Below are 18,838 nucleotides of genomic sequence, written 5' to 3' on the forward strand. Positions count from 1 at the left end.
GGGATTGATCCCTCAGTGCTTGAACCTGGCCTGGCCAGACTTGCCGTCGGCGGTCTTCAGCGTGACGCTCACCGAAGCGCCCTTGGCGATGTCGCTTTTCGCTTCGGCCTTCAATGCAGTCCCGGAGGTGACGAGCGGCAGCGTCTCGCGGTCGCTTCCGGCTATCAGCAACACCGCGCCGGAAAAGCCGCTGGCCGGGAGCGGTCTGTTGGCCTCGTCGAGGATGTTGAAGGTCAGCACCTTCCCCGCAGCGATCATCTCGACATGCACGCCGGCGACATCCTCCATGGGCCCGCCATTCGGCCCCTTCTGATGAGCGTGCTGCGCCATCGCCGGAGCCGCCAGCAGCAGCGCGGATAGGACGAGCAGGATTGTCTTCATCAATGGTCTCCGTGAGTGGCGTGGACAGGCATCGCCTCCACATGGGCAGGTGACGATTCCCGGCGGAACAGGATGTAGAGCGCGGGAAGAACGAGCAGCGTGAGGATGGTCGACGAGACGATGCCGCCGATGACGACCGTCGCGAGCGGGCGCTGCACCTCGGCGCCCGCCCCCGTCGCGATGGCCATCGGCACGAAGCCGAGCGATGCCACCAGCGCCGTCATCAGCACAGGCCGGAGGCGCGTCAGCGCGCCTTCGCGCACGGCCTCCACCACCTCCTTGCCGTCGCGGCGGAGCCGCGCGATGAAGGTGATGATGACGAGACCGTTGAGCACCGCCACGCCCGAAAGCGCGACAAAGCCGATGCCCGCGCTGATCGACAGCGGAATGTCACGCAACAGCAGCGCGAAGATGCCGCCCGTGAGCGCCAGCGGCACGCCGCTGAACACCAGCAGCGCGTCTGCCACGGACCCTAGGCTGATGAACAGCAGCAGGAAGATCAGCAACAGCGCGATCGGAACCACGATGGTCAGACGCTGCGTCGCCGAGACGAGCTGCTCGAACTGGCCGCCCCAGCCGATCCAGTAGCCTGCGGGCAGCTTGACCTTCTGCGCGATCTGCTGCTGCGCCTCGCCGACGAAGGAGCCGAGATCGCGTCCGCGCACATTGGCGGAGACGACGATACGGCGCTTGCCGTCCTCGCGGCTGATCTGGTTCGGGCCCGGCGCGACCGAGATCTCCGCCAGTTCCGACAGCGGCGCGTAGCGCATCTGGGCCAGCGGCGAGGTGCCGAACGCCGCCGGCATCGCCTTGCTCTGGCTCGGCTGGCCCTCCAGCGGCGGCAGCGGGATCGGCAGCGCCTTGATCGCCTCGATATCCGTCCGCAGTTCGTCCGGAAGGCGCACGACGAGGTCGAAGCGGCGGTCGCCCTCGAACACCAGACCGGCGGTCTTGCCGCCCACAGCAATCTCGACCAGGTTCTGCACGTCCGAGACGCTGATGCCGAAGCGCGCCAGTGCCTTGCGGTCCAGCTTGACCGTCAGCACCGGAAGCCCTGCGACCTGCTCGGTCTTCACGTCCGCGGCGCCCTGGATGTTCTGTAGCGCAGACTGCACCTGCCCCGCGATCCCTGCGAGCACATTGAGGTCGTCGCCGAAGATCTTGACGCCGACGTCGCTGCGGACACCCGAGATCAGTTCGTTGAAGCGAAGCTGGATCGGCTGCGAGAGTTCATAAAGACTGCCTGCGACCTCTTCGGATGCGGCCTCGATCTCCTTCATCAGATCGAGCTTCGACTTCTTCGGGTCCGGCCACTGGTCGCGCGGCTTGAGCATGACATAGCCGTCCGAGATCGACGGCGGCATCGGGTCCGTCGCCACCTCCGCGGTACCGGTGCGGGCGAAGGATTCCTTCACCTCCGGAATCCTGGCCAGCCGCCGCTCGAGCGCCATCTGCATCTCGAGCGATTGCGTGAGGCTCGTTCCGGGGATGCGCATCGCCTGGATCGCCACGTCGCCCTCGTCGAGGCTCGGGATGAACTCGCCGCCCATCCGCGTCGCGGCGTATCCGCTGATGACAACGAGCGCCACAGCCGCGGCCGCCACAACGACACGCAGACGAATCGCGAGATCGAGCAACGGCATATAGGTCCGGCGCGCGGCGCGCATGAACCGGTTTTCGTTCTCGGAAACCTTGCCGGTCACGAACAGCGCGACAGCGGCCGGAACGAAGGTCATCGACAGGATGCTGGCGCCCAGCAACGCCATCAGCACGGTCAGCGCCATCGGCGTGAACATCTTGCCTTCGACGCCGGTCAGCGTGAGCACCGGCAGATAGACCACAGCGATGATCAGCGTGCCGAACAGGCTGGGCTTGATGACCTCGCGCGACGCTTCGATGATCGTCTCGAAGCGTTCCTCGCGGGTCAACAGGCGCCCTCGCTTCGCCTGCTCATGGGCGAGCAGACGCAGGCAGTTCTCCACGATGATGACGGCGCCATCGATGATGATGCCGAAATCGATGGCGCCGAGGCTCATCAGGTTGGCGCTGACCTTGTTCTCGAACATGCCCGTGATGGTGAACAGCATGGACAGCGGAATGACGAGCGCGGTGGCGAAGGCCGCCTTGAAGTTCCCGAGGATGAGGAAGAGGATCGCGATGACGAGCAGCGCGCCCTCGACCAGGTTCTTCTCGACGGTCGCAATGGTCGCATCGATCAGATGGGTCCGGTCGTAGATCGCGCGCAGAGAGATGCCCTCCGGCAGCGACTTCTGGATCTGCTCCAGCTTCTGCCCGACACGCTGCGCGACGGTCCGGCCGTTTTCGCCGATCAGCAGCATCGCCGTACCGAGCACGACTTCCTTCCCGTCGACGGTCGCCGCGCCGGTGCGCAGGTCGGTGCCTTCCTTGACCTCCGCGATATCGAGGATGCGGACCGGAACGCCGTTGCGGGAGCCGATGACGATCTGCCGGATCTCCTCGACGTCAGCGACCTGTCCGGGCGTGCGCACCAGATACTGCTCGCCGTTCTTCTCGATGTAGCCGGCGCCGACATTGGCGTTGTTGTTGGCGAGTGACGTCATGACGTCGCGGAAGCTGAGGCGATAGGCCATCAGCCTGGCCGGGTCCGGAAGCACGTGGAACTGCTTCTCGAAACCGCCGATGGTGTTGACCTCGTTGACCCCCTGCACGTTGCGAAGCTGAGGCTTGATGATCCAGTCCTGCACGGTCCGCAGATCGCTCGGCGTGTAGGGCTTGCCTTCGGCGTTCTTCGCGCCCTCCTTCGCCTCCACCGTGTACATGTAGATCTCGCCGAGGCCGGTGGAGACTGGTCCCATCGCCGTCTCGATGCCCGTCGGCAGCGAGTCCTTCACCCGCTGGACGCGTTCATTGACGAGCTGACGCGCGAAATAGATGTCCGTGCCGTCCTTGAACACGACGGTGACCTGGCTGAGGCCGTAGCGCGACAGCGAGCGCGTGTTCACGAGGTTCGGCAGGCCGGCCATCCCCGTCTCGATCGGGAACGTGATGCGCTGCTCGACCTCCAGCGGCGAGAAGCCCGGCGCGTTGGTATTGATCTGAACCTGGACATTCGTGATGTCAGGGACGGCGTCGATCGGCAGGCGCGTGAAGTTCCAGACGCCGAAGGCGCCCATCATCAACACGGCGATCATGACCAGCCAGCGCTGGTGCACGGAGAATGCGAGAAGCCTGTCGATCATGGTTGAATTCCCGGAGCGAGCTCAGTGTTCATGGGACGCCGATCCCTTTCCGAGCTCCGCTTTCACGATGAAGCTGTTCTTCGCCGCGTATCTGTCGCCGTCGAGCAGTCCAAACAGGATCTCGACATTGTCGGAGTCGCGCGCACCGAGTTCGACGTCGCGCGCCTCGAACTTGTCGCCGCTGCGGACGAATACGACGCTGCGGTTCTCGACCGTCTGGATCGCCGACGCCCGAACGGCAATCGCGACCGGCTTGGCCGAGAGGATCAGGCGTGCCGAGACGAACAGGCCGGTGCGCAGGCGCATGTCGATATTCGGCACGACGGCGCGTGCGAGCGCGCTCTGCGTATCGCTGCTGCCAACCGGCGAGATATAGGACAGGCTGGCCTCGATCGGCTTTCCGCCATCGCCGACATCGATCAGGATCCTGTCGCCGATCCGGACGCGCGGCAGGTTGCGGCGGTAAACGGACAGATCGACCCAGACCGTCGAAATGTCGGCGACGATGAAGGCCGGCTTCTGCTCGGAGGCATATTCGCCGAGCGAGATCTGGCGGTCGATCACCGTCCCCGAGATCGGCGCCCGCATCTCATAGACGCTCAGGCTCTGGTTGCTCTCGATCTTCGCGAGGAGTTCGCCCTTCTCGACGGTGTCGCCGATGCGCTTCTTGATCTCGCGCACGACGCCCGGGAAGCGCGGGGTCACCTGCACCAGCGTTTCCTGATTGGGCTGCAGGATGCCGTTCAGCACCAGAGAATCGTGCAGCGTCTCGCTTCTGGCGGAGAGGATTTCGATGTTGGACGAGGCGACGCGCGCGTCGCTCATTTCCACGACGCCCTCTTCACCGTGGCCTTTCTCGTCGTGCCCCTTCTCACCCTTCGCCTTTTCACCCTTGGCCTTGTCGCCCTGCCTGGCAGCCTTGGAGGTGGCCGCGGTCTGCGTGTCGGACTTGCTCGGTGCGGTGGCGTAGACGCCGGCGCCGAGCGCGAAGATCGCGGCGGCGCTCACCAGGACCATGATTGGCTTGTTCATCGTGCGCTCCCCCGCGCCAGTGCAAACGGATTGCCGACCAGCCCCTCGATGGTGGCGACGGCAACGTGGAAATTCTGCTGGGCTTCCTGCTCGCGCAGGCGCGCCTGCGCGACGCTGGCCTGCGCGTCGAGCACTTCGAGCAGCGAATAGCGTCCCTGCCCGTAGCCTTCGGAAATCGCGTCGGCCGCGTCCCTGGACTTGGGGATCGCGGTCTCGCGCAGGATGGCGAGTTCGCGCAGCGAGCCCTGCAGCGAGTCGTAGGCGCGGCCCGCCACCACGATCAGCATGTTGCGGTTGCCCTGGCGTTCTGCGGCGGTCTTGGCGAGGCTTTCCTGCGCAGAGAGGATGTTGCCCTGGTTCTGGTCGAACACCGGGATCGGCACCGACAGCGAAAGCCGAACGGCGTTGTCGCCGGTCTCACTGAAGCGGCGCCATCCGGCGGATACCGTGACGTCCGGATAGGGCTTCAGCCGGGCGAGCAGCAGTTCGGCGTTGCGCTGCGCGTAGATCGCCTTCCAGCGGACGAGCTGCGGATTCGCATCAATCGCCGCGACCACCGACTGGAAGGTCGGCGGCTTGCCGGTCGCTTCCAGCCGTCCGGAGACGGCCGCGAATTTCGGCGCGCTATCGCCCATCAGGATCGCCAGTTCACGGCGCGCGCTCGCGAGCGACGACCTGGTGCGCTCACGGTCGGCCTTGACCAGTGCCGATGCGACCTCGGCGCGTCCGGTCTCTGCGATGGATGAGGCGCCAGCTTCGACGCGCCTCTGCAACAGCGGCGAGATCTTGTCGATGGCCTCGATCTGTTCGTCGAGAATCTGAATCCGTCGCTGCAGGCCGAGCACGCTCACGAAGGCGATCGCGGTCTCGGACAGCACTTCAAGCCGGACGGCCTGGCGTCCGATGCCCGCAGCATCGAGGCCCGCCTGACCGGAAGCGATGCGCGCATCGCGCTTGCCCCACAGCTCGAACATCTGGCTGACCTGCAGCGTGGTCTCCGCCGAGCGGGTTCCCCTGTAGGCGCCCGAACCGAACGAATTGTCCTGCTCGTAAGAAATCTCCGGATTGATCAGCGCGCCTGACTGGATGCGCTGGCCGCGCGCGATCCCGACGTCACGCTCGGCGGCTGTCAGACGCGGACTGGCGGCAAGCGCGCGCTGCAGCGCAGCCCCCATGGTGAGGGTTTGCGAATGGGCTACCCCCGTCAGCGACGAACTGACGAACAGCACAGCCGCGCACGCAAAACGCGTGGCGATCTTCGAGAACATGATGGAAACCTGACGAATGACGGAGTCTGGGCGCCAAGCGCCCGGCGAGGACGGTCAGGTCAGGAATTTGGGTGGGGGAGGATCGATCCCGCGCGGCAGGCTGCCACGTTCGACATCATGGAAAACCGCAGTGCGGGTCTCGATGGAGACGGGCATCGCCGCGAAGACAAGCGGCTGTGCCGTCACAGAGAAGCAGCCGTGGCAGTGATTATCCGCGACGACTCCCTTGTCGGAATGGCCGATCGCCTTCTCCGCAAGCGAGACGATCGTCGCTCCGGACAGATTGGTCACATCGAATTCGCAGAGACCGTGCATGGCGCCGGCGAACATGTACGTCGCCAGCACGACCATCACCAACGCCCTGCGCGAGATGCGCAGCAGGCCATGGCGGAAGATGCGGGCGAAAATCGTCACTTTGAGCGTCTCTTTCAAACTCTGCGAGCGAGGTAGCACGGATCGGCGATTCATGTCGATCCGCAACAATGTAACAACATATGGTTATGCGCAGGGTACCGCATTGCCCGCGTGTTACCACGTTAACGAGTAACCAGATCGCAAATGTGGCAAGCGCGACGTCTGGCCACATGGTCATGATCGCTGGACGTGGCTGCAGGAGAGGAACTCAATCGGATGGGTTAAGTTCGCTTCAGCCAGTCTCACCGAGACGTGGAAAATTCGTTGCCCTGCATGCCATCTGTCCTGATCTGCCCGAGCAGGCTGTAGATGTCACCGAGCACCCAGAGGTCGCGCACCTTCGGCCCGTCGAACGAAAAGATAGGCGCTCCAAGCCAACCAACGAGCTTTCCTGTCGGCGGATTGCCGAACATCGCTTCGCGTTGAACGCCATGGAAGTAGACCTTGCCGGAAACGCGATTGCCCTCCTCGATCATCAGGAGAATGTCCGTCGTATAATTCTGCAGCACGCCGGTGACCCAGCGGACATAGTCGGCGAACTGGGCATGTCCGACCAGCACCGGTCCGAGCGATCCCCTGAAGGTGAAATCCTCATGGAAAATTTGCGGGATCAAAGTCACGTCCGCATGGTCCCACATATCCTTGTAGAAGGCGCGGACCACTTCCTTCTGCGGCGTGAGCGTCACGCCATCGAACGTCATTGGCTTTTCAAGATGATCGCTGCGTGTGTTCATCGCCCTCGGCCCGGCATGATGGGATTGAACAACAACACTAGCAATCGCAGGGCGGATTGGCGAAGCGTAATCCGCCACCATCGAGATGTTTGCGCAGCGGAATACGCTTCGCTGTTCCGCCCTGCAACTGAACGGCGACCCCCTCCTGCCCCTCACGTCAATCTTGCACACGGCCCAGGAAACCGGGAATATCCCGCCCAATTCAGAAACGCCCCCCGGGAGATTCCAGGCCTATGAAGTTCGATGACGTCATTCTCGGCCGCCGCAGCATCCGCGGCTACAAACCCGATCCGGTTCCCAAAAAGCTGATCGAGGAAATCATCAACCTTGCGATGCGCGCGCCGTCATCGATGAACACCCAGCCATGGAATTTCTATGTCGTCACTGGCGAGCCGCTCGACAGGATCCGCGCCGGCAACACCGAACGGATGATCGCAGGTATCCCGCAGTCACGCGAATTTCGCACCGGTCAGGCTTTCGGGGGTCATCACCGCGACCGGCAGGTCGGCGTCGCCAAGCAGTTGTTCTCGGCCATGGGGATCGCCAGGGACGACAAGGAGATGCGGCAGGACTGGGTGCTGCGTGGCTTCCGTCAGTTCGACGCGCCGGTCTGCGTGATCGTGACCTATGACCGCGTGCTGGACGGCAGCGACGATACGCCGTTCGATTGCGGCGCCGTGGCGACCGCGCTCGTCAACGCGGCCTGGTCGCGCGGCCTTGGCGCGGTGATCAACAGCCAGGGCATCATGCAGTCACCGGTGGTGCGCGAGCATGCCGGGATTGCGGACGATCAGGTCATCATGAAAAGCATTGCGCTCGGATGGCCCGATGACAGCTTTCCCGCCAATGCGGTGGTGTCCGAACGCAAGTCGGTCGAGGAAGCGACGGTGTTCGTCGGCTTCGACAACTAACGTGTCGCCTATTGCGGTCCGACTGTGCCGGTGTGTTTCAGGCGGGATGATCTGACCCAGCCTGTGACGCCGCCGCCCGTCGCACGCGCATACATCACCGAGGTCCACCCGTCGCGCGTTTCAGCATAAGCGACCAGATGATCCCTGGGGATGACAAACACACCGGCCATCGCGCAATGCGCGCTTGGCGCCGAATGGAATTGCAGGCGCCCCGTACCGGTGACGACGGCGCCGAGCGGCGGCGAAAAGATCGGCGTGTCTTTGGTACCGGTCCCGGGCTCGTTGCAGGCGGCGAATGCCGGAGACGCCAGGAGCGCCAGCGCGATCACCAATGCTTTCGACGTCACGTGCATTCTCCCGGGGCTGATTGAGTGACGCCGCGTCTCGATAGCGCTCACCATGGGTTGGTCGGGCAAAACGCGTTGCGGTTCAGCAAGCGCTGGGCGGATCGACGTTGCACGCGCCCTATGCGCGCAGCGCGGTTGACGTCCCTGCCTTTCCCGCGCATCCAGCCCCCAACGAGAAACCTGGGGGCGGAACGTGCTTTACCTGATCTGGGCGCTGCCCGCGCTGGCGGTGATCGGCGCCATCGCGAGCGGGCTCGCCGGCACGCTTCCCGCCTCGCTGATCGGCCTCGCCACGGCACTTGCGGTCGCACTGGCCACCGCCCCGCAACTGTTTGGGATCGCTGACGCTGGAACGGCGCTGCTGCGCGGCGCATGGATCGGCTGGATCGTCGTGCCCTACATTCTCGGCGGCTTGCTGTTCTGGCAAATGGCGATCCGCCCTGGCGACGCGGCCATGCCGGTCGAGACGTCGCTGCCGGATGCGCGAGCGCGGCGCCGCCTGCTGTTCACCGCCTGCTATCTGATCGGCCCCTTCGCGGAATCCGCGACGGGCTTCGGCATCGGCATCATGGGGACGATGGTGCTGATCCGCCGCCTCGGCTTGAAGCCGATCGAGCTTCTCGCCTTCTCGCTGATCAGCCAGACCATGATCGTGTGGGGCGCCATGGGCAGCGGCGCGGTGGTCGGCGCCGCCTTCGCGCGGACCGATCCCACGGCGCTCGCGCTACGCACCAGCCTCATCTACCTCGTGTTCAACATCCTGTGGCTGCCGATCTACTGGCGCATGGCGGAGCGCGCCGGCATCCATGCCGACTGGCGCGAGCGCGCCAGCGAAGCGGTCTGGCTGCTCGGCAGTCTCGGCCTCGCCATCGTCGCGACGGCGTTTCTCGGGCCGGAGCCGGCGATGCTGGCGGCGTTCGGGCCGGCCATCGTGCTGCGTTATCTGATCGACGAAAAGCCGGACCGCGCGGCGATCGCCGCTGCGGCACGGCGCATGCTGCCATTCACACTGCTGATCGGCTGGCTCGCGCTGACGCGCCTCGTGCCGCCGCTCAATCACCTCCTGCAGTCGTCCTGGAGCATCCAGCCTTTCGCAGGCGTGCCTATCTGGGCGCCGTTGTTTCACGCCGGCACCTGGCTGGTCGCAGCCGCCGTGCTGACCGCCCTGCTGCACGGCCATCAGCGGGCCTTCCCTGCGGAGATCGCAGCCGCCTGGAAGACCGGCCGGCTCGCCGTCCTTACGGTGATCGTGTTCTCGATGATGGCCGAACTGCTGTCGCGCTCTGGCATCGCCGGCGGCCTCGCCCGCGGCATGTACGACACGTTCGGGGTCTGGTCGGTGACGGTCACCCCGATGATCTCCGCCGTGTTCGGCGCGCTGGCCAATAGCGGCAATGCGGCCAACGGGTTGTTCATGCCCTCGCAGCTCAGCCTCGCCACCGAGGCCGGCCTCGACGTCGCCGCCGTCGTCGCGCTTCAGCATGCCGCTGCGCTGTCGCTCAACATGGTCTCGCCGGTGCGAATGTCGATCGTCTGCAATCTCGCCGGCACGCCCGGCCACGAGCGGGACGCCTATCGCGCGATGTTCCCCTTCGTCGTGGTCATCGCCGCGGTTCTGCTCGTGATCTCCGTCCTCATCGCCACCCGGCTCATATGAGGTTTGGTGGCTCGAATAAGTCGGAATCCGGTGTCGATCCCCTCAGCCGATCTTGAACTTGCTGTAAGCCTCGCTCGTGCAAATGATCACATGCTCGGCACAGCCGTTGGTCCGGTGCGGGTCGCAGAGATTTTCATAGTCCGGTGACGTCATCATCTCGATGAAGGCTGCAACGGAGGGATAATACACCAGCGCCAGATAGTCCCACTGCTGGTGATCCGGTTCGCCGAGCGCGACGGCCTTGGCGTCACCGGTCCACAGCAATGTGCCACCGCGGGCCTTGATCATCGGCACGGTCAGCGCGCTGTAACGCAGATAGGCATCCCAGCCCGACCCGTCACCGTCGAGCGAACGCTCGCGGAAGCGCATCAGATTGACCATGACGACCGGGCCCTGATGCTCCATCTCTTTGAGCCCCTTGATATTCAAGAGATCGACACCCATGCACAATCTCCTGTTTCAGCAAGCCGCGGGCAGATAAGCGAACACCGGTTAAGCCTCGGGATCGACATCGTCCAGGAATGTCGCTGTGGGTACGAAGAACAGCGTCCCTGTCACCGCGCGGCTGAAATCCAGCAGATGGTCGTAAGTGCCCGGCGGGTTGCCGATGAACATGTTCTCCAGCATCTTCTCAATGCGCTGCGGGGAACGGGCGTAACCAATGAAATAGGTGCCGAACTCACCTTTGCCTACCTCGCCGAACGGCATGTTGTCGCGCAGAATTTGAAGCTGCTCCCCATTCTCTTCAATCGACGTCAGGACATTGTGCGCATACGGCTTCTTCTCGGAATCGCGCTGTTCGATATCGGACAGCTTGTGCCGGCCGATGATGTTCTCCTGTTCCTCGACGGGCACCTTGTTCCATCGCGCGACGTCGTGCAGATATTTTTGCACGATCACGTAGCTGCCTCCGGCAAAGCCGGGGTCTTCATCGCCGACAAGGGTGGCCGCGTCAGCGGCCTGACCGACAGGGTTTTCAGTTCCGTCAACAAAGCCGATCAGATCGCGGTCGTCGAAGAATTTGAAACCGTGCACCTCGTCCACGGCCGAAACCGCGTCGGCGAGCCGCGACATGATGTGCGTCGCCAGCTCGAAACAGAGATCCATGCTCGCCGCGCGGATGTGAAAGAGGATGTCGCCGGGTGTCGAAACGGCGGTATGCACGCCGCGAATTTCGCGAAACGGATGCAGGTCTTTCGGACCCGGCGCTCCGAACAGCCGAGCCCAAGCCTCGGAGCCGACCCCCATGATGCAGGACAACTGCCCGTTGAGATTGCGGAAGCCCACGCCGCGCAACAGGCTGGACAGGTCGCCGCACAAGCCACGAACCGCCTTCTCGGGGGCCGGTCCGGGATTGATCGTCACGACCAGGAATATCGCCGCCCGCGTCAGCCTGGCAGCGACCGACTGGGACACGGGAGCCGGTAAGCTTGAAACCATGTTCGATCCATTCGATATCCGCTGTGTCACGCATCTTTAGCGCGACGAAGACAAGATACGCCGACACGCCTATTGCGGGCTGACATGCTTTGCCGGCAGCTTACCGCCATTCCACTGGCCGTCGATCGCCCGCTCGATCTGCGCGGCCAGTTGCAGCAGCAGCCCGTCATTGGCCTGACGCGTCTGCGCCTGGATGCCGAGCGGCAGCCCGTTTTCCTGCGCCGCGAGCGGCAGCGAGATGCCGGGGATGCCGCACAGATTGGCGAGCGGCGTATAGGCGAAATTCTTCCACAGGTTGGCGAACCAGTCATGGACCGACGGATTGGTGCTGGTGGTGAGATATTCCGATGTGCCGACCTTCGGTGTCGGCTTGGCGGTGATCGGCGTCAGGATGATATCGTAGCGCTCGAAGAAATTGCCGAACGCGCGCGAGGTCGTGTTGAACACCGCCTGCATCGCGTTGCGCTCGGTGTAGGACGTGTTCAGCCCGCTCTCCCAGATCTTGATGTTGATCGGCTCGAGCAGATCGAGCGTTGGCTTGTCGAGACCGAGCCGCGCCAGATGGCCGGCAATCACCTGCGCGAAATTGCTGATATAGCAGGTGGTCTGCGCGGCGAAGGCCTTGCGGAAATCCACCTCCGGCAGTGCCCATTCCACATGATGTCCGAGCCCTTCGAGCATCTTGCCGACGCGTTCAAGCTCGGCAACGAAATGCGGCGGCGCTTTGTAGTCGCCCCATTCATGCGACAGCGCGATGCGCAATTTGCCGGGATCGCGCTTGATCAGCTCGCTATAAGGCTCGGATGGCGACCAGAACGGCATGAATTCGCCGGGCGCGCCGCCGCGGCAATTGTCGACGAAAGCCGCAGTGTCGCGGACGCTGCGGCTGACGCAGCCCTGGATCGAGACCAACCCGGAGAGATCCGACAGCGCCGGCGCCAGCGAATAGACGCCGCGCGAGACCTTCAGGCCGATCAGCCCGTTGACGCCCGCGGGAATACGGATCGAACCGCCGCCATCGGTGGCATGCGAAATGGGAAGCACGCCGGCTGCCACCATCGCCGCACTCCCGGCGGAGGAGCCACAGGTGGTGTAGTCGGTGTCCCAGGGATTGCGGGTGACATAGAGCTTGTTCTCGGCCGAACTACAGACGCCGAATTCCGGCGTGGTGCTGCGGCCAATGATGTTGAGCCCGGCGCCGCGGATCTTGCCGGTCAGGAAGCTGTCCTGCGCCGGGCGATGCCCCTGCATGATCATGGAGCCGAATTCCTGCAGCCGTCCCTTCAGGGTCGGGCCGAGGTCCTTCATCAGGTAAGGAACGCCAGCGAACGCGCCCTCGACATTCATACCGTCCTTGGCAGGATCGGCAACCACGTCGTCGAACACTTCGACGACGGCATCGAGCGCAGGATTGGTGCTGGCGATGCCGGCCGCGGCCTGCGCCGCCAGATCGGCCGGCGTCAGGTCGCCCTTGCGCACGCGCGCGGCCAGCGCCACGGCGTCGTGTTTGGCCCATTCGTCCCAGCTCATCGCCAATGTCATGTCGCACGTCCAATTCGAGATTCGGTTGGTGCGAGCCTAGACCGGATGGAGCCTTGGCGTCATCCGCCGCCATCGCCACGGCGCAACATGCTTCGCTCGGCCCCAAAGATTGGCTAGGATTGTCCCATGAAGCTGAGCAAGAAATCCGGACGTCGCAGGGGACGAGGAGTTGCGGCGGCAACTGTCGGCCGGCCGCAGCATTAATGAGATCGCGCTGCGGTTGAAGCGATCACCCCTCGCCGTCAGAACCCGCATGAAGAAGCTCGGTATCCGCGAGCCCGGCTGCCGCAAGCGAGCCGACTTCCTCCGCGCGGCATTGATTGGTGTAGCGGATGGCGCGCACTTATCTGCCTTAATTGCTTTACAGATTCGCCGCCCAGCTTCTATGTTACCTGCACTCACTGAGGAGAATGTCAGCGAGCCGCATTCGCCGCCGAAGTGACCATGAAGCGTGATGAATCCCTGCCCCGCGAGCTTAGGCGACCGTGATGCGACTTCTGTTTTGTTGTCTGTTAGCCATTGGCTGCGTCCAGACGCATGCGTGGGCCAAGGATCCAACGCTCTTCAAGAAGCAGCTCATGTCATATGTAAATGCGAACGCAATGAGTTACCCAGCAGAATTGCCGCGCGAGCGTCTCCCCATCGATGTGCTTCTGGTGTTCTCGCTCGACCGGGACGGCAAGCTGTTGAAACCGAGAGTCGAAAAGGGAACGGGTTCTCCGAAGGTCGATCAGGATTTGCTGGAATGGTTGGCGAAGCTGCAGCCGTTCCCCACCATTCCGGCCGGTGAAGAGGCCCCCCAAGAGATTGGTTTGCCAATCCGGTTCGCGACCCGGCCAGGTGCGCAGAGTTACGAAGAGAATGAGAGAAAAATAAAACAGATGATCGGAAACGTCTGCAAGGGATGCTGACTCTGCCGCCTTTCGTCCTCCACGATTGGCACAATAAGGCCCACTTCACTCATCCGCCTATGGGCTTGAGTGATCAACAAGTCACCCGCAATTCCAGATCGGTCCGATCGGGGTTCGCGTCCAGCATGGGCCCATGCTGCCGCCATTGTACTGGCCGCGATAGAAGCCGGGCCGGCCGAAATAATACTTCTCGCCGTCGGACCAGCGGTAATAGACCGGAGTGCGGTCGATATACCAATGGCGCCGGTCGCGTTTGGCCATGCGCAGGTCCGCGCGCTTCTGCATGAACAGCGGAACGCTGTTGTTGAGCGGCTGGTGATAGCCCGGCAGGAAACCGTAGCCCTTCCATTGCTGCGGCTTCTTCTTGACCGGCGCCGCCAGCGCAGCGGCGGACGTGAGCGACAGGACGAGAGCAATCGATAGACACATGAATCGCGACATGCCCGCAGCATAGAGATTTGGCGCGCGGGCGGCCATTCAAATTCAGGTGCGCCGCGCTCACGTCGACACAGAGGAATCGTTGTGTCGTCCGTGACCTCGCCGCGCATCAGGAATCCACCCTAGGTTGCACTTCACGTGATCCGGGCTACACTCACGGAACATCACGCGAAAGCCATGCGGAGGTTATCTTGCCGTCGTATTTCGCTCCGGCGGCTTGCGCTACTATTTCTACTCGAACGAAGGACGGCCGCCCGAGCCGCCGCACATCCACATCAGGGGCAACGGCTGCGACGCCAAGGTCTGGATCGCGCCAGACATCCAGATCGCCGACAGTTACGGCTTCAACCCGCGCGAACTTTCGGCTATTCTGCGCACCGTTGCGAACAATCGCGACCTGATCCTGAAGGCATGGCATGACCATTTCGGCAACCAGCGTCCGTTTCGATGACGCAAGCATGTGGGTCGAACTGACCGACGGGCGAACGCTCGGCGTTCCCCTCGCCTGGTATCCGCGCCTGCTGAATGCCACGCCCGAGCAGCGCAATCAGGTCGAGATCGGCCGCCATGGTCTGCATTGGGAAGCCCTTGACGAGGATATCTCAATCGCCGGCTTGATCGCCGGTCGTGGTGACGTCACGCATCGCTCGGAGAGCGCAGCTTAGATCATCCAAAACGTTGGCGGCGTGCGGACGCTGATCACCTCGTAGGGTTTCGCGCCGACGCAGCGAAAGCGATGCGTGCGTCGGCTAGAAACAACAGGAATCGCTGGGAGTGAGGATGCGCCGTTCTTCGTGGACGTTCACCTCCCGCGAGTCATTGGCACTTGCACCCTGCCTCGCCTCGCAACGTGCCCCTGTGAAACACCTCCGATCGCTGCGACGCGATCCCCCGATCAGTTTCGGCTCATGTTGATGGTGACGTTCCGGATGTCGCCTTCGGACGATATCGAGAAAGACTGCTTGTTGCCGCGCGTCGAGAGCGACAGGCTGGCCGAGAAGCCCGGCGCGTCGATGACGGCCGAGATGAGGCCGCCGGACTCCCTGCCCGCGATGCTTCCGCTGATTCCGCGACTGGTTTCGCTCCATGTGCCGGCGATGGTCCCATCCTGGCTGACCACGTCGCTGTTGAGATCGAAGCGGTAGCTGTCGCTCGCACAACGCAAGCTTTGCAGAAGCCGCCTTTCGCCATTGCTGACCTGGTATGTCGCCTTGCAGCGAAGCCGCTCCTTCGATCCGTCGGACAGCGAGATCGCTCCTGCGCCTGCCCAGGATCCGGTAAGGCCTGTGAACGGCAACGACTGCGCCGCCGCCGAACCTGAGGCGGCGACGAGCAGGATCGACACCAGGGCAAGCCGGCGGGGCGAAACGATCTTGCGAAGCATGGAAAGTCTCATGAGGTCACTCCTGTTTCAGCACGCATGTGCCGGGTTTGAACGTCGCATCGCGCATCAGTTGCCGCTTGCGACTTGCCGCGTGATTGCTGTGTGTGACGCCGCCACGGAATCCTGATCGTCGGAGGGCGGGGATTTCGACCAGAGACGGTTGCCCCGCGCCCTCTCATAACCGTACTGGAACAGCGCGCGCATATAGGCGGTGTCGAAGCCGGACATCGGCGATGGCGGTCGATCGCCCTCGATATAGGTCAGATTGAATCCGAACTTGTTGCGGCGAGCGAAGGCATAGGTGTTGTAAAGGATGGAGCGTGTCTGAATCTTCGTCACAGTCGATGACGCCCGCGCAGCGATTTCGATGGTGGAATTGGGAATGACCTGAAATTCCCGTTCGATCTTGTTGTTGATCAGGACGTAGAGTTGCAGCTTCTCTGCCCTGGCGAATGTGGCGTCGCGCAGCAGGAAGGCCTCCGGCAATGTCAGGACAGGCGCGGTGACGCCGCCATCGACATGCATCTCCTCGAAGCGCTTGCCGTTCGCCTCCGCGGTCACCAGCATCGGCGGAAACACCACGGGCAAGCTTGCCGAAGCCGCGACAACATCCCGGAACAGGTTCAGTGCTTCGGGCGTACGCAGCGAAGCGATCCGTCCCATGTCCCAGATGGCGGTCCGCTGGGAGTCCAGATTGGTCGTGACGACGAACAGCATCCGCCCCTTCGCATGTTCGGCTGCGACAGCCGCGACAAAGGTCTCGTCGATATACTTCGCCACCAGCTCGCGTAGCCGCGTATTTCCGAACAGGCCAGAACCAAAGATCGCATTGAACGGATTGGGTGCATCGAGCAGGCTCGCGGCAACGCCGCTGGTGTAGACATCACGCAAGGTCGCGTCATAGTCGGGACCGAGAAATGCGAAGGGCGCGATCAGTGCGCCGGTGCTCACACCGGATACCATCGAGAACGACGGGCGCGTCCCTGCCTCGGTCCAGCCATTGAGCACGCCGGCGCCATAGGCGCCGTCCGCCCCGCCTCCGGACAGCGCCAGATAGGTTCGAGGCCCCCGCAACACGACCTGATTCTGACCGCTTCGGAATGTCGAGGCCGGTTCGTCCGCATAACGGCGCAGGTCCGTAAGATCGAGGACGCGCGCACTGGATGCATCCGCGGCGCTATGCGGCGTCCGTGGCAGTGACGAACATCCGGCGACCAGAAGGCTCAGCGCCGCAGCGACAAGCAACGAAACCGACGGCCGCCAACGATAGCCACGCATGACATGTTCGGTCAGGAGAGCGCTCACGGGTTCGACGCCCCGTCCATAGAACCGCGTCGCTGCGCGACCTGAAGGGATGCCGCCGCGGGTTGAGCGACGAGTTCGAGGTAGTCCCGGTGGATCGCCTGGACGGTCGTGCGCTCGTCGAACTTGACCCGCCAACTGCTCGGCGAGCCGCGGCCCACGATGACTCCCTGGCGATCGCCGTATTTGGGATGCCGCTCACGACCGAGAACGCTCATCCGGACACGGGCACCACGGAACAGTCGCGGCGGCGATGCGTCACTATCCGCATTCATCATGCAGCCCTCGCCCGGTCGGGCGCCTGATGGGCAATCAGTTTCGCTTTCGCTGTGGCCACGGTTTCGATCAGCTTGCGTCGCCGATCTGCAGTGCCGGCCACATCGGCTGGCAACGGAGACATCATTTTGAAAGCACTATGCATTTGACCGCGCGCGTTAAGTGAGCAATCACTCACTATTATTGACTGACTCAAAAGTCAATAGCACCCCTGCAAGGGATCGATTATCCTGCCCCCATGAATGCTGAGCTGAAGAAGCGCGCCCGACGAAAAGCGGAACGACCGATCGAGATCCTCGACGCGGCCTTCGAGGAATTCGCCAAAAACGGCTATGCGGCGACCCGGCTGGAGGATGTCGCCGCCCGCGCATCCGTCACCAAGGGCACGATCTATTTCTATTTCGAAACCAAGGAGCGCGTGTTCGACGAGATGATCCGATACAAGTCCCAGGCGTTCTTTCCCGAACTGGAAAGCTATGCCGGGACACTGGAAGGATCATACAACGCACGCCTGCGTGCGCTCATGGTCTTCGTGTATCGCAAGATTGCCGAGGACAGACCTTTCCGCGAAACACTCCGCTTCCTGATCGCCGACGGCTCCCGCTTCCCCGACCTCGTGGACCGGCACTATGACGAGTTCATGCGGCCGGTTATCGACCAGTTCCGGATGGTGATCGAGGCGGGAGTCGCGGCTGGTGAATTCCGCCCGTCGCAGGCCAGCACATTCACCGAGATCGTGATGAGCCCGGCGCTGCTGTTGACCGTGTGGTCACTGCTATTTGGAACGCGAAGGCAGATCGACGTCGCGGTCTTCACCGATGCCAGTATCGACCTGCTGATGCGAGGAATCGATACTTCCCGTTAGCCCGGGCGTGAGCTTAGGTCCTCAAAACGTCGGCGGCGTGCACGCACTGATCACTTCGCAGGGTTTCGCGCCGACGCAGCGAAAGCGATGCGGACGGCGGCTTTCGAAATAATAGGCATCGCCGGGATCGAGGATGCGGCGCTCCTCGTCGACGGTCACTTCCAGCCGGCCTGAGACCACGATGCCACCTTCCTCGCCATCATGCACCAGCGGCACCCGTCCGGTGTCGCTGCCCGGCTCGTAGCGCTCCTTCAGGATCTGCAGGCTGCGGCCAAACAAATTATCGCCGACCTGGCGATAGGAGATTGGCGTCTTGCCGATTTCGGTCAGTTCGTCGGAGCGGTAAAATGCTTTGCGCGGTCGGTCCGGCTCGATGGCGAAGAAGTCGGCGAGCCCCATCGGAATGCCATCGAGAATACGCTTGAGCGCGCCAACCGACGGGTTCATCTGGTTGGACTCGATCAGCGAGATCGTCGAATTGGTCACACCCGCGCGCTTGGCCAGTTCACGCTGCGACAGCTTGTGACGCCCACGCACGAAGCGCAGCCGTTCGCCTAGATCGATGGTCACGCCAAATCCCTGTTGCGAGTGTTTCGGATCGAACAAATATGACCCGGCCCATTCAATAAAATCAACAGGTTAATCAGATCGAGAAAAGGACTTGTTGCATTCGGGCGAACATGATCCAGATGCTGAATCAGCCAAGGGAGCCGCG

The 18,838-nt window shown here is 63.0% G+C and carries 22 protein-coding genes and 1 pseudogene; 7 read left to right on the forward strand and 16 right to left on the reverse strand.

What is annotated here, in order from left to right; all coding sequences use genetic code 11:
• Positions 1 to 12: 12 nt before the first annotated feature.
• From AB8A50_RS07795 to AB8A50_RS07820, 6 genes are all read right to left on the reverse strand, one after another.
• Positions 13 to 381, reverse strand: a complete 369-nt coding sequence (locus tag AB8A50_RS07795) for a hypothetical protein (protein ID WP_439077332.1) — start codon at positions 379 to 381, stop codon at positions 13 to 15.
• Positions 381 to 3,602 carry an efflux RND transporter permease subunit gene (locus tag AB8A50_RS07800; protein ID WP_439077333.1) on the reverse strand — a complete coding sequence of 1,074 codons (3,222 nt, stop codon included), beginning with the start codon at positions 3,600 to 3,602 and terminating at the stop codon, positions 381 to 383. Before AB8A50_RS07800 ends, AB8A50_RS07795 begins: the two co-directional genes overlap by 1 nt.
• Before the next feature lie 21 nt (positions 3,603 to 3,623).
• Positions 3,624 to 4,634: a divalent metal ion exporter adaptor subunit IhpB gene (gene ihpB / locus AB8A50_RS07805; RefSeq protein WP_439077334.1), complete on the reverse strand. Its 1,011-nt coding sequence runs from the start codon at positions 4,632 to 4,634 to the stop codon at positions 3,624 to 3,626.
• Positions 4,631 to 5,902: a divalent metal ion exporter subunit IhpA gene (ihpA, locus tag AB8A50_RS07810; RefSeq protein ID WP_439077335.1), complete on the reverse strand. Its 1,272-nt coding sequence runs from the start codon at positions 5,900 to 5,902 to the stop codon at positions 4,631 to 4,633. Before ihpA ends, ihpB begins: the two co-directional genes overlap by 4 nt.
• 54 nt (positions 5,903 to 5,956) lie before the next feature.
• A complete protein-coding gene (locus AB8A50_RS07815; protein ID WP_439077336.1) occupies positions 5,957 to 6,316 on the reverse strand; it encodes a hypothetical protein in 360 nt (119 codons plus the stop codon).
• A gap of 242 nt (positions 6,317 to 6,558) precedes the next feature.
• Positions 6,559 to 7,050 (reverse strand): ester cyclase, encoded by a 492-nt coding sequence (locus AB8A50_RS07820; RefSeq protein ID WP_439077337.1) that lies wholly within the window; start codon positions 7,048 to 7,050, stop codon positions 6,559 to 6,561.
• A 233-nt stretch (positions 7,051 to 7,283) separates the two neighbouring features.
• Here AB8A50_RS07820 and AB8A50_RS07825 point away from each other — a divergent pair, with 233 nt between their 5' ends.
• Positions 7,284 to 7,961 carry a nitroreductase gene (locus tag AB8A50_RS07825; protein WP_120292480.1) on the forward strand — a complete coding sequence of 226 codons (678 nt, stop codon included), beginning with the start codon at positions 7,284 to 7,286 and terminating at the stop codon, positions 7,959 to 7,961.
• 8 nt (positions 7,962 to 7,969) lie between these two features.
• On the opposite strand, the gene AB8A50_RS07830 is transcribed toward AB8A50_RS07825, so the two are convergent.
• Entirely contained in the window at positions 7,970 to 8,314 is a 345-nt protein-coding gene (locus AB8A50_RS07830; RefSeq protein WP_439077338.1) for a hypothetical protein, read from the reverse strand.
• A 187-nt stretch (positions 8,315 to 8,501) separates the two neighbouring features.
• Here AB8A50_RS07830 and AB8A50_RS07835 point away from each other — a divergent pair, with 187 nt between their 5' ends.
• Positions 8,502 to 9,965, forward strand: a complete 1,464-nt coding sequence (locus AB8A50_RS07835) for an L-lactate permease (RefSeq protein WP_439077339.1) — start codon at positions 8,502 to 8,504, stop codon at positions 9,963 to 9,965.
• Between the two features lie 42 nt (positions 9,966 to 10,007).
• On the opposite strand, the gene AB8A50_RS07840 is transcribed toward AB8A50_RS07835, so the two are convergent.
• The 3 genes from AB8A50_RS07840 to AB8A50_RS07850 all read right to left on the reverse strand — a co-directional run bounded on the left by AB8A50_RS07840 (position 10,008) and on the right by AB8A50_RS07850 (position 12,947).
• Positions 10,008 to 10,409, reverse strand: coding sequence for a DUF1330 domain-containing protein (locus AB8A50_RS07840; protein WP_439077340.1), 402 nt, complete (start codon positions 10,407 to 10,409; stop codon positions 10,008 to 10,010).
• 48 nt (positions 10,410 to 10,457) lie between these two features.
• Positions 10,458 to 11,405 carry a Dyp-type peroxidase gene (locus AB8A50_RS07845; protein ID WP_439077341.1) on the reverse strand — a complete coding sequence of 316 codons (948 nt, stop codon included), beginning with the start codon at positions 11,403 to 11,405 and terminating at the stop codon, positions 10,458 to 10,460.
• Positions 11,406 to 11,474: 69 nt separating this feature from the next.
• Positions 11,475 to 12,947 carry an amidase gene (locus tag AB8A50_RS07850; RefSeq protein ID WP_439077342.1) on the reverse strand — a complete coding sequence of 491 codons (1,473 nt, stop codon included), beginning with the start codon at positions 12,945 to 12,947 and terminating at the stop codon, positions 11,475 to 11,477.
• Between the two features lie 169 nt (positions 12,948 to 13,116).
• On the opposite strand from AB8A50_RS07850, the gene AB8A50_RS07855 reads away from it, so the two are divergent.
• Together AB8A50_RS07855 and AB8A50_RS07860 are read left to right on the forward strand one after the other, a co-directional pair.
• Positions 13,117 to 13,389 (forward strand): hypothetical protein, encoded by a 273-nt coding sequence (locus tag AB8A50_RS07855; protein ID WP_439077343.1) that lies wholly within the window; start codon positions 13,117 to 13,119, stop codon positions 13,387 to 13,389.
• Positions 13,390 to 13,435: 46 nt separating this feature from the next.
• On the forward strand, positions 13,436 to 13,858 hold the full coding sequence (locus AB8A50_RS07860) for a TonB family protein (protein ID WP_439077344.1): 423 nt from the start codon (positions 13,436 to 13,438) through the stop codon (positions 13,856 to 13,858).
• 81 nt (positions 13,859 to 13,939) lie between these two features.
• Here AB8A50_RS07860 and AB8A50_RS07865 read toward each other — a convergent pair whose 3' ends face one another.
• The gene (locus AB8A50_RS07865; protein ID WP_089264657.1) at positions 13,940 to 14,299 is read right to left on the reverse strand and encodes a hypothetical protein; all 360 of its coding nucleotides are present in this window, start codon (positions 14,297 to 14,299) and stop codon (positions 13,940 to 13,942) included.
• A gap of 214 nt (positions 14,300 to 14,513) precedes the next feature.
• Here AB8A50_RS07865 and AB8A50_RS07870 point away from each other — a divergent pair, with 214 nt between their 5' ends.
• Together AB8A50_RS07870 and AB8A50_RS07875 are read left to right on the forward strand one after the other, a co-directional pair.
• A complete protein-coding gene (locus tag AB8A50_RS07870; RefSeq protein ID WP_439077345.1) occupies positions 14,514 to 14,747 on the forward strand; it encodes a DUF4160 domain-containing protein in 234 nt (77 codons plus the stop codon).
• Positions 14,713 to 14,961, forward strand: coding sequence for a DUF2442 domain-containing protein (locus AB8A50_RS07875; RefSeq protein ID WP_184517300.1), 249 nt, complete (start codon positions 14,713 to 14,715; stop codon positions 14,959 to 14,961). Before AB8A50_RS07870 ends, AB8A50_RS07875 begins: the two co-directional genes overlap by 35 nt.
• Here AB8A50_RS07875 and AB8A50_RS07880 read toward each other — a convergent pair.
• The 4 genes and pseudogenes from AB8A50_RS07880 to AB8A50_RS07895 form a co-directional block, all read right to left on the reverse strand.
• Positions 14,958 to 15,108 (reverse strand): annotated as a pseudogene (locus tag AB8A50_RS07880) (cupin domain-containing protein); the annotation flags it as partial. The gene AB8A50_RS07875 and the pseudogene AB8A50_RS07880 overlap by 4 nt on opposite strands.
• An 83-nt stretch (positions 15,109 to 15,191) precedes the next feature.
• Entirely contained in the window at positions 15,192 to 15,680 is a 489-nt protein-coding gene (locus AB8A50_RS07885; protein WP_309945774.1) for a hypothetical protein, read from the reverse strand.
• A 66-nt stretch (positions 15,681 to 15,746) separates the two neighbouring features.
• Positions 15,747 to 16,958 (reverse strand): patatin-like phospholipase family protein, encoded by a 1,212-nt coding sequence (locus tag AB8A50_RS07890; protein ID WP_439079936.1) that lies wholly within the window; start codon positions 16,956 to 16,958, stop codon positions 15,747 to 15,749.
• A 23-nt stretch (positions 16,959 to 16,981) separates the two neighbouring features.
• Entirely contained in the window at positions 16,982 to 17,260 is a 279-nt protein-coding gene (locus tag AB8A50_RS07895; RefSeq protein WP_231080520.1) for a hypothetical protein, read from the reverse strand.
• A gap of 236 nt (positions 17,261 to 17,496) precedes the next feature.
• On the opposite strand from AB8A50_RS07895, the gene AB8A50_RS07900 reads away from it, so the two are divergent.
• A complete protein-coding gene (locus tag AB8A50_RS07900; RefSeq protein ID WP_120292463.1) occupies positions 17,497 to 18,123 on the forward strand; it encodes a TetR/AcrR family transcriptional regulator in 627 nt (208 codons plus the stop codon).
• A 21-nt stretch (positions 18,124 to 18,144) separates the two neighbouring features.
• On the opposite strand, the gene AB8A50_RS07905 is transcribed toward AB8A50_RS07900, so the two are convergent.
• Positions 18,145 to 18,693 (reverse strand): cupin domain-containing protein, encoded by a 549-nt coding sequence (locus AB8A50_RS07905; protein WP_089264656.1) that lies wholly within the window; start codon positions 18,691 to 18,693, stop codon positions 18,145 to 18,147.
• Positions 18,694 to 18,838: the final 145 nt, after the last annotated feature.

The sequence above is a fragment of the Tardiphaga sp. 841_E9_N1_2 genome (genome assembly GCF_051811065.1).
GTDB classification, from domain to species: Bacteria; Pseudomonadota; Alphaproteobacteria; order Rhizobiales; family Xanthobacteraceae; genus Tardiphaga; species Tardiphaga robiniae.